Origin of the sequence: Bacillus sp. UNC322MFChir4.1, from assembly GCF_000746135.1 — a bacterium.
GTDB lineage: Bacteria > Bacillota > Bacilli > Bacillales > Bacillaceae_G > Bacillus_A.
The window spans coordinates 9,338-25,710 of the sequence record NZ_KN050812.1; the positions used below are offsets into that span (position 1 = coordinate 9,338).

The following is a 16,373-nucleotide window of genomic DNA, read 5'->3' on the forward strand; positions in this document are numbered from 1 at the left end:
CCGACTGGGCCGACTGGACCGACTGGGCCGACTGGACCTGCTTCTATCATTCCATTCGCATCAGGTGGTCCCGCTGTGCTGACTACTCTTGCTGGTGGATTGCTAGGTACTGGAAGTCTAATTGGATTTGGATCTTTTGTTCCTGGTGTAGGTATTTTAGGTGCCGATCCAAATACTACTTTAACGCTACCACTTGCTGGGATAGCAAATGAATCATTTGTGGTTCCACGTAATGGCACAATCACATCAGTCTATGCACACCTTTCTGCTATAGCAATTATCAACCTTGGCACTAGTGCAACAGTTCGGGCGCAGGTATATAGAAATACGAATCCTAACGACAATGATTTCGATGCAATTCCTTCTACTCTTGTCACTTTAAATCCAAACATTACAGGACCAATTGGAACTTTCCAAAATCTCTTTAATTCTCTTACTGGATTGACTGCATCTGTAAATGCTGGGGATCGTTTATTAATGGTCTTCACTGTAACTTCAGTCAGTACGTTGGGGCTTGTTACGACTGTGACAGGTTATGCAAGTGCCGGCATTACAATTGACTACTAAAGCTATAATGCCTCAACAAAAGTAGGCTGTGGATAATCCTTCTCCACAGCCTGTTTTTATTTCTAAGCCTTTTCTATCTTTCAATACTAATCTTGAACATTATGATGAGGATGTAACATTTCTTATGAGAATGAGAGCTCATTTCGCAATATTAAGGAAGCATGAAATAAATTATATATAAATCCACCTTGACTTTCCAACATACAAGTTGTCGCCATGCCAAGCAAAAAATAACCTGCAACTTTCTGTCTCTCTTTGTTTGAACTTCGCACGTGGCAGAAAAAGGGCCTGACCGCTTCTACGCATGACCAGACGCTCTCGACCATCTAAAAAGAAAAGGGGTTTATGTCAGGGTTTTAATTTGGATTTATATATATTCATTTTAATTTTCCGAAACATAAGTAGAAATTACTTCCGCTCCGCCTGTAACTAAGACCTTCAAATGGTTATCCTCCTTTTAATATTTCATGAATCATCTCTTTTAGTTGTTGAGCCCGTTGAGTAGTTGAATGCTTTTCTTGTACGAGTTCAAATCCATTCTTACTAATTTCTTCTCGTTCTTCGTCATGTGTCAAATAATAATTTGCCTTTTCTATAAAATTATTTTCATCTATTTCAACAAAATGCACCCCTGGCTTTAAACCTAAATCTAAAATCTCATCTGAACTTGGAGCAAGTAATAAAGTGTTACATGCTAATACTTCAAAGTATTTTAGAATTGTATATCCATATATTGAATTACAAGTAAAAAATAATTTCGCCCTATTTATTTCCTTTGCATAACTTTCGCGAACAAATACGTTTTGAAATTCTTCATTATCAATATTTCTATAGCCTGGATGTCCATGATATAGAAAATTTGCTTCATTTTGATAAGTTTCGAGGATTTTACATCTTAGCGGATAATAATACGGAATGACTGCTCCCATTAATAGCATATCAATATCTTTTTTTTGACCATAGTCCTTAAAGATTTCAGTATTGACATGATGAGGAAACCATTTGGTTTTATCAGAAAAATCAGGATAAAACTTATGAAAAGCATCTCTATAACACGTAAATATATTTTCAACGTTTTCATGTTTTATTGCAGCATATGTTTTAGCAGGATTGTGATGTAAATCTTCTATATATATTCCATATGGAATTTTTAAATTACGAAGTCCCGTAATTTTTGGTGCATTCGCCTCTGTGTCAAATAAGTAGATTAATATAAAATCAGGTTTAAAATGAATAGTATTAAGAATATTAGAAATGTCACCATCTTCATTCCAAACAAATAAGTTTGTAATTTTTGAAAGTTCTTCTTGAAGATAAAAAGGTGCCGTATGAATCCACTTACTGTAGTTTCTAATAATTAACAATAGGTTGAACTTTTCCACTCACTCTCTCCACCTTATATCTATTTTTCATGTAGATTGCACTTTCTTCCATTAAAAATTAAGCGTTATACTTCTATTCCCAATGTAGACGATTTGTAATCCAATAAAATACAAGAGGATGCTTTTCTGAAATACTCGTTAGCAATTGTAATGCATTACTTTTTTGATTATTGAACCACATTATTTCAAAGCGCCAATTCACATATTTATATACTCGTATAGTTAACCACTCAGCTAATTGACTTTTATCTAAACCTAGCTCTAATGCATTAACATATAATTCTTCAAGATCTTCAATCGTTCCATAATCACCCTCAGTTGGCATGTTAAAACTTAAACTATTTTTATGGAAACGATACACACCGACATGATCTGCAATAAATCCAATATCACCAATTAACATTAATTTCAAATACAAAAATAGATCTTGGCATTCTGATTTTTCCATAAAGCAGCACATGCGAATAGCGTCTTCTCTTCTAAATACTGATGTTAATGTACTTGTTATATGAGGATAACTACCAGTTTCATAGTTTAAAAAGTAATCACTACCTTTTGTAATCGTAGGTATATCTTGTGTAATTGGTCTGCGGTCTCCTGAATCAACATCAAAAAAATGTAAATTCGCAAAAACAAGTGAGACATTAGGATTTTCTTCAAGCAACGCTACAGCCTTACTAATATAATTATTTTGCGTAAGATAATCATCGTGATTAATACACAATATATATTTACCATCTGCATGTTCATGAAGTAATTTTCGGCCGTTCATCCTCGAACCTAAATTCACTTCATTTCGAATATATCTAACTTTCGGATTCTCGTCATATCGTTTCATCATATCTTGTGTACCATCAATTGAACAATCATCAGCAACAATAATTTCTAAATTGGGATAATCTTGACGTAACACACTATCGACAGTTTCTTTTAAATACTCTTTCATATTGTAAGCTGCAATAATAACATTTACTTTTGGACGAGAATTGGCATAATTTATTACCTTATCTATTTGTTTATTACTATCTAAATTGCTCATAATCACAATCCCTCCCTAAACATTTTTTCTTACTGCCTCCTAATCCTTCTCCCATTCCAATTCAACTAGTTCCGGGATTGTTTTAATTATCATACAAATTTTTTCTACATCTCCAACTTGTAATTCACCGTATAACGGCAATACTAAAACTTTATTTGCTATTTCTTTCGCAATTGGTGTTTTCCCTGAATCATACTGATCTTTATAACAGATAAAATCACTTGTTAATGGCGAAAAATATTTCCTTGTAAATACGTTATACGACATTAAACGTTCATATAATTGATTACGATCTAGTCCATAGATCGCTTCATCAACCTCTATGGAAAAATACGAATAATTATATTGGACATTCTCCATTTCTTCTATAAAACGAATACCTGGAATGCTTTTTAATTGATTACGATACATACTTGTTATTTTTTTTCTTCTATTTATTTCTTCGTTTATATGTCGGAGATTCAAAATACCCATCGCCGCTTGAAATTCGTTCATTTTAGCATTTAAACCGACTAAGCTAACCTCTCCCGAACTTTTATACCCAAAATTTTTATACTGATTTAATGCTTCTGATAATGTTTCATCATGATAAGTAAGTATTCCACCTTCAATAGAATGAAAAACCTTTGTTGCATGCATACTAAACATAGATATATCGCCAAATACCCCAATTCCTTTTCCGTCTACTTTTACACCAAAAGCATGGGCTGCATCATATATAACCTTTAAATTATATTTTTTTGCTATTCTTTCAATTTCATAAACATCGCAAGGAGTGCCAAAAACATGTACGGGTATAATTGCCGAAGTATGTTCAGTAATTAACGATTCAATTTTTGAAACATCTAAATTATAATCATGTTTATTTACATCACAAAATACTGGAATTAATCCATTCATGGAAATGGCGTGGGTTGTTGAGGCAAATGTAAAAGGGGTTGTAATCACCTCTCCTGTTAACCGCAAAGATTTAATTGCAATATCAAGTGCCATATGCCCATTTACAAATAGTGTATTCTTTTCAACACCCAAATATTTCCTTGCTTCCATTTCAAATTGTTGATGCAGCAGTCCATTGTTTGTTAAATATCGATTTTCCCAAATTTGTTCTATTAAACGAGAAAACTCTTGAAATGGAGGAAGAAAAGGGGAAGTAACATAAATGGGTTTAGAGAACTTTTTAATTTTGATAATACTCAGCCTCCTTTCATAATTTGAACGTTCATTCATAATAGTTCTATGTTACCAGTATTATCAATTCTCCCTTCTATACATATGTAATTTCGCTCTAATTCTACTTTAAGTAAAATATTTAGGTTTTCGGAATCATTTCATATACGATCATAAATTACCTTGTAATTATGGCACCCTCTTATCACACAACTACTAGCTCCTAAATACCGTTTTCAAAAAAAGTAATGTTGTTACAATTTATGTGAACTATACATGTTTTGCCACAACAAGGTCATGACTCATATATAGTCACTTACCATATCCCTTAATAAATTATTTTCCCATTTAATTCAAAAAAATTTCTCATAGTGATAATAAACAATTATGACGAAAGCTTTAAAAAATAAAAAAGGAGCTGACTCAAAAGAAATATAGATATCTTTTGAGTCAGCTCCTTTTCCAGGAAATGGTCTGAATTCCCTCTGAACTTATAAATATTTATCTCCCTTTTCTCTAGATTTTATTTTTGTTGCTGGTACGCCAACCGCAAGTGCATAAGAGCCGATATCTTTTACAACTGTCGCACCGGCACCAATTACAGTATGCTCTCCTATTGTAATGGAATGAATTACATTTGCTCCTAAAGAAACAACAGAATAATCCCCAATCTTAACGTTCCCTCCCAAAGTAGCACCTGGTGCGATAGTCGCATAATTATCAATTACACAGTCATGATCTATACTAGAATTTGTATTAACAATGCAGTGTGCTCCTATTCGCACGTTACTATTAATTACAGCTCCGCCCGCTACTACCGTTCCTTCACTAATAATTACATCTTCACTAATAATAGCAGATGGATGAATAGCACAAATAAACAGAAACTCTGGAATAATAGCCTTTACTTTCTCCACTATTCCCCTTCTTATCCAATTATCTCCTACAGCTACAATTCCCCCTTGAATATGATCTTTAACAGATAATAGATTGGATTCATCACCTATTACTTCATAACCGTAAACCACTTCATGTTGTGAACGATAGCCATCAACTATTCCATAAATCTCATAATCTCCAGCTCGTCGAATGACATCAATAACAACCTTGGCATGACCCCCTGAGCCAAAAACAACAATTTTTTTCACGTTCTTCACTTCCTCGTATGTCACTAAAGACGATTAACTCATTTCTTATTTGAATTTATATTTATATACAAGAAAATTACTTATAATAATTATTTATGATTTTCGTTTCTTTATTATGAATACTTAACATTGGAAATGAACTGCCCACTACCTTCACATAGATTATGTTTACAGCATATGATAAATCTAACGTACCTCTATTATTCGCTCGAATGCTCTACACTCATATCTACATGTGCTAATACAATCTTTATTAGCTTGATAGAGAGGAGAAAAGATAATGGTAAGAGAGATATCAAAAACACTTTCACACAAAAAATCAGAAAAGAAATTATGCCTTTGTATGATTGTAAAAAATGAATCAAAAATTATAGAAAGATGTTTAGATTCTGCGAAATCAATTATTGATTTTGTTTCGATTTGTGATACGGGTTCGACTGATCGTACACCTGAAATCATTAAAAATTGGTGCAACAAAAATAATATACTTGGTACTGTGCATCATGAACCTTTTAAAAACTTTGGATATAATCGAACTTTAGCTGTACAGTTAGCCCAAGCAACGTATCCAGAAGCTGATTATTTATTGCTACTTGATGCTGATATGATCTTAGAGGTTCAGTCTGACTTTGATAAGTGTACCTTAAATAAGGATCATTACCTTACTATGCAATATGATAGCAACATTAAATATTGGCTGAGTCGCCTTCTCAAGACATCTTTACCATGGGCATCTGTTGGAGTTACACATGAATATTGGGATATAGACTATTCTAAATTAGGGGTTAATCAAGGGACTTCCTCTTATACAACCGGAAAGCTCGATAGCTTAATTATCTACGATCAAGCAGACGGCGGCAGTAGAAGTGATAAATTCGAACGGGATAAACGTTTACTTTTAGAAGGGATTAATAATCAATCAACACCAATTTATTTAAAAATTAGATACATGTTCTACTTAGCACAAACATTATCTATTCTCAATGAATTAGAGGAAGCTATCATATGGTATAAAAAAAGAGTGGATGCTGGTGGATGGGAAGAAGAAGTATTTTACTCCTTATTCAAAATAGGTCTCTGTTACGAACGCTTAGCTGATCAATGTTCTTTCAAACGCGAACAATTAATCCAAGAATCCATAAAAGAGAATTCAGTTCTTGATCAATCCATAATAACTAACCTCGTTGATCAGGAAGAACAGTTTTTTGCCCTTGCGACTATTTATCTTCAAAATTCTTGGGAATACAGACCTAGTAGAGCTGAACCTTTATACCACATTGCAAAACTATATCGATATAAATCTAAAAATAACGTCAGTTTGATGTATGCATTGCACGGGAAAGAAATACCTTTTCCGAAAGACGATATTCTATTTGTAGATTATCACGTCTATGATTATCTTTTTGATTATGAAATTTCCATATGCGCTTATTATAATGAAAGTAAACGCAATTTAGGCCGCACTGCTCAGAAATGTCTTGAAGCCAAAATAAAACAATTACCTCCGAATATAGCTTCATATGTAGAACAAAATACAAAGTTTTATGAATAATATATGAAAAATTGAGCGATCAAACACTTCTTAAAATTGAGCGTACATTAGTGCAACATGAATGTTTTTATAAATTCTCCAGCACCCTTATACGGTTCCCCGCTAAATTCATCCCCCCCTTGCTACGCCTACATCAACAGATAAGTCCCCATTTTCAACAAAAAATAGGGACTTATCCATAACAATTTAGCTTGTTATTTCATTAAATGTATTAAGAAACTTAAAAGAGGTGAAAAAATGAATAACCATTTCAATTGCCCTCCGTCATTTCCTGTCGACTTCCCCGCACCGCCTCCTCCAGCATATGGATTTATATTTACTGAAGTAGCACAAACACTTGCTAATGGCACAAATACTATAACTTTCCCTTCAAGCGGTCCACTAAATAACACAGTAAATACAACGAATGGATTATTGATTAACGTACCTGGGGTATATCAAATCGACTATACTGTAACTTTCAATATCCCTTTTTCAGTTATTCCCCCTGACTTAGTCGATTTCACTGGAGTATTAACCTCTACTACCGTTCCTTCTCAAATTCCTGGTTCATTCTCTAGGGTCGCAGACTCAACTGTAGAAGCAATTCCAGGTACTGGAGGCGGTGGATTTACAGGTCGATATGCCGGTATATTAACTGGCTCTGTTCTTTTCAAAGCAACTACTGGTACTATCATTGGCGTTGATGTTATCTGGGACAAACTAGACTTAGATTCTGCACAGGTTCAATTCGCTTCTCTACGAGCGGTACAAGTTGTTTAACTACTTAACTAACTTCTAAATTTCTATTATATGTACTATTCCAAATATAATGGGTTCAGCTATGTCTGTTACAATTCAATATATGATCGGTCTAGGCTGCTTAAGCCTAGATTGCTTCATTAATAGTTTCAAAGGATTTATAGAAAATGTCCTCTCTCCAAGAATTTTCTTATTTAGAGAGACCATTGTCTTATCAACTAATAAAATTGTACATCTTTCATCATGAACCCTAAAACATTATATGAATTAAAAGGAGGAAATATTTATCTATGGCACAAACATGTGATGGAAGCGCATGCTTTATATTCTCTACATTACCCCCAGGAACTGTTGTAACCATTGTAGGTAAATCAGGTCATATGTATGGACCTGCTACTTTTGCATTATTTGACCCACAAAGTTGTGTAGTTACATTACTAGAGGAAGACATGACAACTCCAAGTTCTACTATTATTCTGCAAATCGGCTGTAACGATATTGAAAGTGTCTCGTACAGTCCAGAAATTCCAGGAGGCGGTGGCGATCGGCCAACAGCCTCAACAGTAATTTTTGGAGAACAAGAAGATCGTTTTTAATATAAATTTTCAGTAACAACTGCTCAAGAGATTTTTATGAAGCAAAACTCTAATTGGTGGTGCATGGTGAAATTATTATATATCTCTTCCGGCTACCCAAGAATTTACGAATATTTTGATCAAGGTATAAAAGCTGGGCTAAGTAACAGTGATTATGAATGGCTTCACTTTCATCCATTAGAGAGTATAGAGAAGTTAAAAATGATTGTTGCTAATTTTCAGCCCCAACTGGTTTTAACAATATTAGGAGATCACCTCTCCTTATCAGCTATTCAATATTTAAAAGAAAATGATATCAAACTGGCATGCTGGCTGACCGAGGATCCTTTTTATATTGATAAAACTATTCAAATGATTCATAGGTTTGATTATATTTTTACCATTGATAATGGTGCTCTCAAGCACTATCAATCTATTCATCCAGATGTCTTCCATTTGCCATTAGGAACAAATGCAACAATCTTTAAGCCCCTTCCTGTTGAAAATATACACAAAAGTGATTTACTTCTTGTAGGATACCCATATCCTACAAGGGTAAATTTTATTCATTTTCTTTTAGAAAATACTAAACATCAAATAACACTCGTTGGAAAAGGTTGGTATAACAGACTACAAAAAAAATGGAGAGACAACCCGAGAGTTATCATTAAAGATACATGGATTGAACCACAAAAGATCTCTTATTATTATAATGGAGCGAAAATTGTATTAAATCCTCATCGAACTCACAATTTTTGGCTTAACCAAAATACGCATGGAGTTATTAGCGAAAGTATAAATAACCGAACATTTGATATTGCATCCTGTGGGGCTTTTCAACTAATAGAAGAAAAGCCCGATCTTCGTTCCTTCTTTACCGAAGAAGAAATGATATCTTATCTAGATTACGAGGATTGCTTACACAAATTAGGTATCTATATGGATGACGAAGAGCAAAGGAAGACCATCGCCCAAAAAGCTCGAAAAATAGTGATAGAGCAACATACATTTGGTCATCGAGTTAAGAACATAATTAAGACTGCTTCAAAAACGGTTTTATAACTTTCCTTCTATGTGCATATAGTTATTCAGGCCCATAGCATAACTAATTTATTTAACCTCTAAATCAAAAATCATCGGTTGTATTACCGATGATTTTTCACTTTCTATAAAATAAAAATTCCATCAGTGGGAATTTTCTTCATCACCCACTGATGGTTAGTTAAACCAATCGGACACATTCCAGCAGTTAGCCCCCATCTATCTTCTTCGCTCTTCTCTGAAGCTTGAGGTGGCGGTCTTACTACCCACGAATAGCGGAATAAAAATCCGGTGGTTGCAAGAAGCAAAGGATATTGTATAACTGTGAAATCAAAATTGAGAGTAAGAGGGGGAATTAACAATTTTATAAAAAGTAAAACTGCCGGTGCTATTTAAGAAATCTGGTAAGATACAAACTAATTGGTTCTCCTTTTTCAAATTTCTCCATCTCAGTTCTTGAAACATATATGCAATCATTTAAAAGATTAAGCTTTTTCAATATTTTTTTATCAATAAGATGAAGCTTACAATTCATTGTAATGGAACATTGTTTATTATATATAAATACCTTATTTTCCGGCAAGCAAGTATTCTGCGATAAAATAGGATAGATCGGTAATCCTTGAGGTATATGATCTAGTAAAGTTGAGTTTATTTTAATAACTTCATAAAAAGAAAATTTGAATTTACGAAAAGCTAAAACATTCATTATCGGTCGTTTTTTATTATTTTCGAGGTAGAAAAATTTATTTTGTTCACTTTGAATAATACGTAAATTTGGAATAATAGTTGGCTTATCAATAGGCGGACCTTCTACGTATCTATATAAAAAAGAATCCGGTATCATAACTATCTTCTTTAAGTTATACTTAAAATACGTAAACATCTCATTTGTAATGAGCCTTCTTTGCTGCTGATCAATCAGAAAAACCTGTGGATTCTCCCCTTTTATCAAAGTCCCATTCGGAATTTTTATAGGTAAATTATTATATAGATTTTGAATAGAGTAAGGTGTTTTGTATGTTATATCAAGCACTACATCGATAGGATGGAATGGCTGAAAAGTGTTTAATTTCTCCCAGAAATCCGCATCTCCATTAAACCAATGAACAGGACTTTCATCCCAATATTCCCCATACTTCTCCCGAACTTTCTCTAAAATTGCACGTGTATGCATAACTGAACAGTGATCAACAACGTTAGCTGCTTGATATAGTACATGCTGAGCTCTGCTTACTCTTTCGGAAAGGAGCTTCAATTGGTTGTTTACAAATTTCACTTGTTGAGAAGAATAAATAATATCTATCTTGGCATTTATATTAAAAAAAGATACCATTTCTTCTAACCTCTTCGGAACATAGACGGTGTCGTCTGTTAAATAAGAAATGTACGTTCCTTTTGTTAACGGAATAGCTTTATTGATAAGTACGGCATACCTCGTCTTTTTATAACGTTCCTCGTCCTCTATGAAGCTATTTATATAAGTGATTCTTGGGTCATCTAAATATTGTTTAATAACATTTACTGTTTCTTCATTCGAATGATCATCCATTATAAAAAGTTCCCATTCATCTAAAGTTTGTCTTAACACACTTTCAATCGCTTTCCCCACTAATGCAGGTTTATTATAACTAGTAAGAATAATTGACACTTTTGGATTCAAAAATCATCCCCCCTCTACAGTCAATCGTTTTACTCATAAAGTATTCATGTGTTCACTCAATCAAAAATATTCTTAATTAAATAGAACTGACAGATACTTTATACTGCTTGTCACCTTTTAACTGCCATACTATTTGTTATTTTCTAGTAGACTAAATACCTTTATAAATTCCACAGCCTTTCTAATGTTTCAACGTAAGAATAAAACCTTTTCCGCAATAGCTATGTAGAATTTCAAGAAGGCAGAACTAAAAAATAAAGTTTAAGGATGTCTGCTCACCATTTTCAAGTATTGATATAATTTATACAAAGTTATTATCGAAATAAGTTTCCGGAAAATTCTAAATTAAACTCAATTCCTTCATACTTAATAAAAAATACTAAGTCCTTTCCTACAAATCTAGCTTACAAATGTATAAGTTCACAAAAACAGTGTCAATTCACTAAAAATAACATATAAAGATAATGACTGTTTTATATAATGGAATTGATAAAACATTGGGGTATATAGTTACGGTTTTTTCATCTATGCATTCTATAACGAAAGTAAAGGTACGATAAAGTATTAAGGCACTAATCTAAGCTACTCTCCTTTAAGTGATTTAACCAAGATGTTATTGTTCTATCTTTTACATGTTCAATATCCCTCAGTTAAAACAATTTATGAATAGGTGAATCATATGACCATTCACGGTATAATTACACTCCTCATTATTTTTATTACATTTATAGTTTTAATGTGCGAAAAATTTCCAGCTGATATCGTTATGTTCAGCGGACTAGTTTCTTTAATGATGTTTGGAGTCCTAGCTCCCTCTGAGGCTTTAGATGGGTTCTCAAATGAAGGAACATTAACAATTGGAGCCTTATTAATTATAGCTTCTGCCGTTAATAAGAACGATTTCATCAAACAAATTCCACGGTTAATAATCGGTCATGAGAGAAGTCATAAAAAAGCAATTCTTAAGTTGATGATACCTGTAGCTAGTCTCTCCGCATTTATTAACAATACACCAATTATAGTAATTCTTACACCAATAATAAAAAATTGGGCGCAAAAAATCGGCCTAGCTCCGTCAAAACTGTTAATTCCCTTAGCATATGCAGCTAGTATGGGGGGGATGTGTACATTGCTCGGCACATCTACAAATATTGTTGTAAACTCATTACTAAAAAAACAAGGTAATCATGGACTTTCTATGTTCGAATTAGGAATCATCGGCATCCCATGTACTGTAATCGGCATTCTATTTATGGTGTTTATAGGAAGCAAACTCCTTCCTGAATACAAAAAAGGAAGCAAAATAGATGAAGAGAATAAAAATGCATTTTTAGGAGAAGTTCAAGTTGAATCAAGTTGCCCACTTATAGGAAAAACAATTAAGCAAGCGAACTTACGTAACCTTGCAGGCTTATATTTAATTGGAGTTATGAGAGACGAAAACATAATAATCCCAATTTCTGGAGATTATATACTAAATCAAAGTGACTGTTTGTTATTTACAGGAGACATTTCTACCATTTCCAACTTGGAAAAAGTTGAGGGTTTTACATTACACCTCAGTTCTAGATTAAGTCTCGAAAACTCCTCCAATAATGACATCACTCTTTCAGAAATAGTAATATCCAAACAATCTTGTTTATCCAATCGAACCGTTAAAGAAATTCAGTTTCGCTCAAAATACAACGCTGTTGTAATTGCTGTTTTTCGGAACGGTAAAAGAATCCTCTCAAAAATAGGGTCTATTCGGTTAAAAACGGGAGATATTTTATATATTTTATCCGAAAACAAATTTTTTATAGAGAATCAATACTCTAATGATTTTTACTTTCTTTCCCACGAAACTGGTTCCACTAAAAATCCTTCTAGAAATCAAAAGATGACCTCCTTTATTCCTCTTTTTATCTTCCTTCTCATGATATTATGTGCAGGAATAGGGATTCTACCGATTTTAACTGCTTCTTTTTTAAGTGTTATCTTATTATTCATTACAAAGTCCATTTCAGTACAAGAAGTAAGAAAGTATATAGATTTACGCTTACTTATCATGATTGGGTCATCTCTTGGAATGGCAAGCGCCTTGGAGAAAACAGGAATCGCAAATTACTTCGCTAACACACTCGTAGACGAAACCGCAACATTTAGTCCAACAGCATTACTTGCTATCATTTATTTACTCACATGGATTAGTACGGAATTTTTATCAAACACGGCGGCAGCTGCCTTCATTTTCCCTATTGCTTATTCCGTTGCTAAACAACTGTCTTTAAGTCCCGAACCTTTTATTATAGCTATTACAATCGCTGCCTCTGCTAGTTTCGCTACACCTACAGGATATCAAGCAAATTTAATTGTTTATCAAGCAGGTGGCTATAAATTCATAGATTTTCTTAAAATAGGTCTCCCGCTTGGTTTCCTTTTCATGATTATTTCTGTCCTACTCATCCCATACTTTTGGCCGTTTTATATGTAAATAAAACAAACACAAACTAACTTTGTATTGTCAAAAACGTTCTTAATTACTAAATCATTTTTTACTTTATATGAAAGGAGAAATTTTTTTGGAAAAACAAACAAATTTATATTATCATCACTTTTCAATTACAAAAAAGGATCGACAAAATTTGCATAAACATAAAAGCTGCATTGTTTGGTTTACAGGTTTATCAGGATCTGGAAAATCCACAATTGCCAATATCGTTGAAAGTAAGCTGCATCAATTAGGAATTTCCACTTATATTCTTGATGGAGATAATCTCCGAAAAGGATTAAACCAAGATCTTAGTTTTTCAGTAGCAGATCGCAAAGAGAATATCCGCCGCGTAGGTGAGGTATCAAAATTGTTTGTAGACTGTGGCATTATCGTGTTGGCAACATTTATTTCACCGTACCGCAACGATCGTGAAGCGGTTAGAAATAATGTACATCCTGACGAGTTTATTGAAGTTTATATCGACTGCTCTCTAGAAAATTGCGAAAACAGAGATCCAAAAGGCTTATATAAAAAAGCTAGAAGTGGAGAAATTATCGAATTTACCGGAATTTCCTCTCCTTATGAAAAACCACTTAATCCAGAAATTACTCTTGATTCTAATCGTTGTTCAGCTGAAGCATGCGCGATACAAGTCGTAGATTTTCTCAAAAAACATCACTACTTATCAATTTAAGGAGGATTATGATGGACTGTCCAATAGATACAATTTTTCCTCATGGGGGTATACTAATTAACCGTGAATTACAAGGAGCGGAGCGTGAAGAATATTTAAATAAAGTAAACGAACTCCCCTCTTTAACGATCTCTGCTTGGAGTATTTCTGACATTGAACTAATCGCAAACGGCGGCTTTAGTCCGCTCATCGGTTTTATGGATAGAAATAATTATGAAAGCGTCTTAATGACTATGCATTTAAAAAATGGACTGCCATGGACAATTCCTATCACTTTACCTATCACACAAGATGAAGCAAAAGATTTGCGTATTGGAACTGAAGTGATTCTTTACGGAGAAGATAAGATTCCTTATGCATTTATGCAAATAACAGATATGTTTCATTATGATAAACAAAAAGAAGCACAGCTCGTATTTGGTACAACAGAAGTTGCTCATCCAGGTGTAAAAAAATTATATGAACAAGGTGATATATATATAGCTGGACCTATTTCTTTATTAAATAAACCTTCACACAAAAATTTCCAAGATTTTCATATGGATCCAAAAGAAACAAGAAATATGTTTTATGATTTAGGATGGAAAACTATCGTTGGGTTTCAAACACGAAATCCTGTGCATCGTGCACATGAATATCTACAAAAAACAGCACTTGAAATCGTTGACGGGTTATTATTGAATCCACTTGTCGGAGAAACAAAAAAAGATGACATCCCTGCAGATATTCGAATGGAAAGCTATAAAGTATTACTGAAGAACTATTATCCAGCTAACCGCACCCGCCTCGTTATCTACCCTGCCGCTATGCGTTACGCAGGTCCTCGGGAAGCCGTTATGCATGCGCTTGTAAGAAAAAATTACGGTTGTACACACTTCATTGTTGGCCGCGATCATGCAGGTGTAGGAAATTATTACGGAACGTACGACGCCCAAAGAATCTTTCGTAATTTTGATCTCATTGCAATTGGAATTCAACCACTATTTTTCGAACACAGTTTTTATTGTAAAAAGTGTATGAGCATGGCTTCTGTCAAAACATGCCCACATTCTAATACTGATCGTGTTATTTTAAGTGGTACCCAAGTTAGAGAAATACTTCGTAACGGACAAACTTTGCCGTCTGAGTTTACTCGTCCTGAAGTGGCGGAGGTGCTGATGAAAGGAATGAAGCGAAGCAATGCAAAAGACTGAAGAAACGCCATTAAAAAAAGGCATTAATTTAGTAGGATACGCACGTGCTGAATTTGGACTAGGAGAATCTTGTCGCCTCGCAGCAAAGTCCATCCAAAGTGCCAACATTCCATTTGGTATTATTAATTATTCGCTTCCACATGTAAAATCATTAGATTTCTCTTGGAAACATAAAGAAATAACCGCTCCTACCCACGATGTGAATATTTTTCATATGAATCCAGATATATTTCCAACCGCTCATAAACAGCTTGGGTATCAATTTTTTAATGGTCGCTACAATATTGGTTATTGGCATTGGGAGCTTCCAGAGCTTCCCAGGGAATGGTATACCAGCTTCAAACTTGTCGATGAAGTATGGGTTCCCTCATCTTTTGTACTAGAAGCTGTATCCAAAAAAACAAACCTTCCTGTAATTCGTATCCCGCATTGCATCCAAGTAGAATGCCCTGAAGGTATAAGTCGTGAATACTTTAATTTACCAACAGATCGCTTTTTATTTCTTTCCATGTATGATCCTAGAAGTATACAACAACGCAAAAATCCAGTTGCATCTATTCAAGCATTTCAAAAAGCGTTTTCTAAGGATGATCCTTCCGTTGGGCTTGTTTTAAAAATCAATAATTCAAATAATAATCTTGCAGAAGTGAAACAGATTCAGCATCTAATTCAAGATAATCGTAATATTTATCTTATTAATCAATCATTAACTCGAGGAGAAGTAAATGCCTTAATTCAATCAGTTGACTGTGTTGTCTCTTTACACCGTTCTGAAGGATTTGGACTGGTACTAGCAGAAGCAATGTATTTAGGAAAACCAGTAATTGGTACAAATTGGTCTGGTAATACTGATTTTATGAACGCAGATAATTCTTATCCTGTCAATTATGCCCTCGTCCCAATAAAACGAAATTACGGTCCTTACAAACATTACCAAGTATGGGCTAAGCCAGATATTGAGCATGCAGCTTATTTGATGCGCCAACTTATCTCCAATCAAACACAGTGTAATCTTATCGCAAGGAAAGGACAAGAGACCATAATGACCTATTTTTCACCAAATGTGATTGGAAACATGATTAAAAAACGATTGACAGAACTAAGATTTATTTAATGTATAAATCATCTATTCATT

The 16,373-nt window shown here is 33.9% G+C and carries 14 protein-coding genes; 9 read left to right on the plus strand and 5 right to left on the minus strand.

All coding sequences use genetic code 11. The annotated features are described in order from the left end of the window. Nucleotides 1-567 (plus strand): exosporium glycoprotein BclB-related protein (locus BR72_RS22005; protein WP_331280407.1); only part of this gene is annotated, 567 nt, incomplete at its 5' end. Nucleotides 568-1,013: 446 nt separating this feature from the next. Here the strand turns inward: BR72_RS22005 and BR72_RS22010 are convergent. From BR72_RS22010 to BR72_RS22025, 4 genes are all read right to left on the minus strand, one after another. Continuing rightward, a complete protein-coding gene (locus BR72_RS22010; RefSeq protein ID WP_035437133.1) occupies nucleotides 1,014-1,949 on the minus strand; it encodes a glycosyltransferase family protein in 936 nt (311 codons plus the stop codon). Between the two features lie 73 nt (nucleotides 1,950-2,022). Continuing rightward, nucleotides 2,023-2,988: a glycosyltransferase family 2 protein gene (locus tag BR72_RS25090; protein ID WP_051957392.1), complete on the minus strand. Its 966-nt coding sequence runs from the start codon at nucleotides 2,986-2,988 to the stop codon at nucleotides 2,023-2,025. Nucleotides 2,989-3,027: 39 nt separating this feature from the next. Next, nucleotides 3,028-4,218 carry a DegT/DnrJ/EryC1/StrS family aminotransferase gene (locus BR72_RS22020; protein WP_051957393.1) on the minus strand — a complete coding sequence of 397 codons (1,191 nt, stop codon included), beginning with the start codon at nucleotides 4,216-4,218 and terminating at the stop codon, nucleotides 3,028-3,030. Between the two features lie 431 nt (nucleotides 4,219-4,649). Next, nucleotides 4,650-5,306 carry an acetyltransferase gene (locus tag BR72_RS22025; RefSeq protein ID WP_035437135.1) on the minus strand — a complete coding sequence of 219 codons (657 nt, stop codon included), beginning with the start codon at nucleotides 5,304-5,306 and terminating at the stop codon, nucleotides 4,650-4,652. Between the two features lie 280 nt (nucleotides 5,307-5,586). On the opposite strand from BR72_RS22025, the gene BR72_RS22030 reads away from it, so the two are divergent. From BR72_RS22030 to BR72_RS22045, 4 genes are all read left to right on the plus strand, one after another. Then, nucleotides 5,587-6,858 (plus strand): glycosyltransferase, encoded by a 1,272-nt coding sequence (locus tag BR72_RS22030; RefSeq protein WP_035437137.1) that lies wholly within the window; start codon nucleotides 5,587-5,589, stop codon nucleotides 6,856-6,858. A gap of 237 nt (nucleotides 6,859-7,095) precedes the next feature. Next, a complete protein-coding gene (locus tag BR72_RS22035) occupies nucleotides 7,096-7,620 on the plus strand; it encodes a hypothetical protein (RefSeq protein WP_035437141.1) in 525 nt (174 codons plus the stop codon). Nucleotides 7,621-7,889: 269 nt separating this feature from the next. Further along, complete coding sequence (locus BR72_RS22040) at nucleotides 7,890-8,195, plus strand: CGEA protein (RefSeq protein ID WP_442852852.1); 306 nt, start codon at nucleotides 7,890-7,892, stop codon at nucleotides 8,193-8,195. Between the two features lie 66 nt (nucleotides 8,196-8,261). Further along, nucleotides 8,262-9,236, plus strand: a complete 975-nt coding sequence (locus BR72_RS22045) for a CgeB family protein (protein WP_035437572.1) — start codon at nucleotides 8,262-8,264, stop codon at nucleotides 9,234-9,236. 367 nt (nucleotides 9,237-9,603) lie between these two features. On the opposite strand, the gene BR72_RS22050 is transcribed toward BR72_RS22045, so the two are convergent. Continuing rightward, entirely contained in the window at nucleotides 9,604-10,878 is a 1,275-nt protein-coding gene (locus tag BR72_RS22050; RefSeq protein ID WP_035437143.1) for a glycosyltransferase family 2 protein, read from the minus strand. Nucleotides 10,879-11,557: 679 nt separating this feature from the next. Here BR72_RS22050 and BR72_RS22055 point away from each other — a divergent pair. From BR72_RS22055 to BR72_RS22070, 4 genes are all read left to right on the plus strand, one after another. After that, a complete protein-coding gene (locus BR72_RS22055; protein ID WP_035437145.1) occupies nucleotides 11,558-13,351 on the plus strand; it encodes an SLC13 family permease in 1,794 nt (597 codons plus the stop codon). Nucleotides 13,352-13,439: 88 nt separating this feature from the next. After that, nucleotides 13,440-14,045 (plus strand): adenylyl-sulfate kinase, encoded by a 606-nt coding sequence (cysC, locus tag BR72_RS22060; protein ID WP_231559751.1) that lies wholly within the window; start codon nucleotides 13,440-13,442, stop codon nucleotides 14,043-14,045. A gap of 11 nt (nucleotides 14,046-14,056) precedes the next feature. Further along, nucleotides 14,057-15,238: a sulfate adenylyltransferase gene (gene sat / locus BR72_RS22065; protein WP_081904969.1), complete on the plus strand. Its 1,182-nt coding sequence runs from the start codon at nucleotides 14,057-14,059 to the stop codon at nucleotides 15,236-15,238. Then, nucleotides 15,225-16,352 carry a glycosyltransferase family 4 protein gene (locus BR72_RS22070; protein ID WP_035437153.1) on the plus strand — a complete coding sequence of 376 codons (1,128 nt, stop codon included), beginning with the start codon at nucleotides 15,225-15,227 and terminating at the stop codon, nucleotides 16,350-16,352. Before sat ends, BR72_RS22070 begins: the two co-directional genes overlap by 14 nt. The last annotated feature ends 21 nt before the right edge of the window (nucleotides 16,353-16,373 follow it).

Excerpts from the sequence above, each read along its gene's own strand:
- BR72_RS25090 (WP_051957392.1), bottom strand. The coding sequence starts at position 2,988 with ATGAGCAATTTAGATAGTAATAAACAAATAGATAAGGTAATAAATTAT.
- BR72_RS22070 (WP_035437153.1), top strand. The coding sequence starts at position 15,225 with ATGCAAAAGACTGAAGAAACGCCATTAAAAAAAGGCATTAATTTAGTA.
- BR72_RS22035 (WP_035437141.1), top strand. The coding sequence starts at position 7,096 with ATGAATAACCATTTCAATTGCCCTCCGTCATTTCCTGTCGACTTCCCC.
- BR72_RS22055 (WP_035437145.1), top strand. The coding sequence starts at position 11,558 with ATGACCATTCACGGTATAATTACACTCCTCATTATTTTTATTACATTT.
- sat (WP_081904969.1), top strand. The coding sequence starts at position 14,057 with ATGGACTGTCCAATAGATACAATTTTTCCTCATGGGGGTATACTAATT.
- BR72_RS22030 (WP_035437137.1), top strand. The coding sequence starts at position 5,587 with ATGGTAAGAGAGATATCAAAAACACTTTCACACAAAAAATCAGAAAAG.
- BR72_RS22020 (WP_051957393.1), bottom strand. The coding sequence starts at position 4,218 with ATGAATGAACGTTCAAATTATGAAAGGAGGCTGAGTATTATCAAAATT.
- BR72_RS22040 (WP_442852852.1), top strand. The coding sequence starts at position 7,890 with ATGGCACAAACATGTGATGGAAGCGCATGCTTTATATTCTCTACATTA.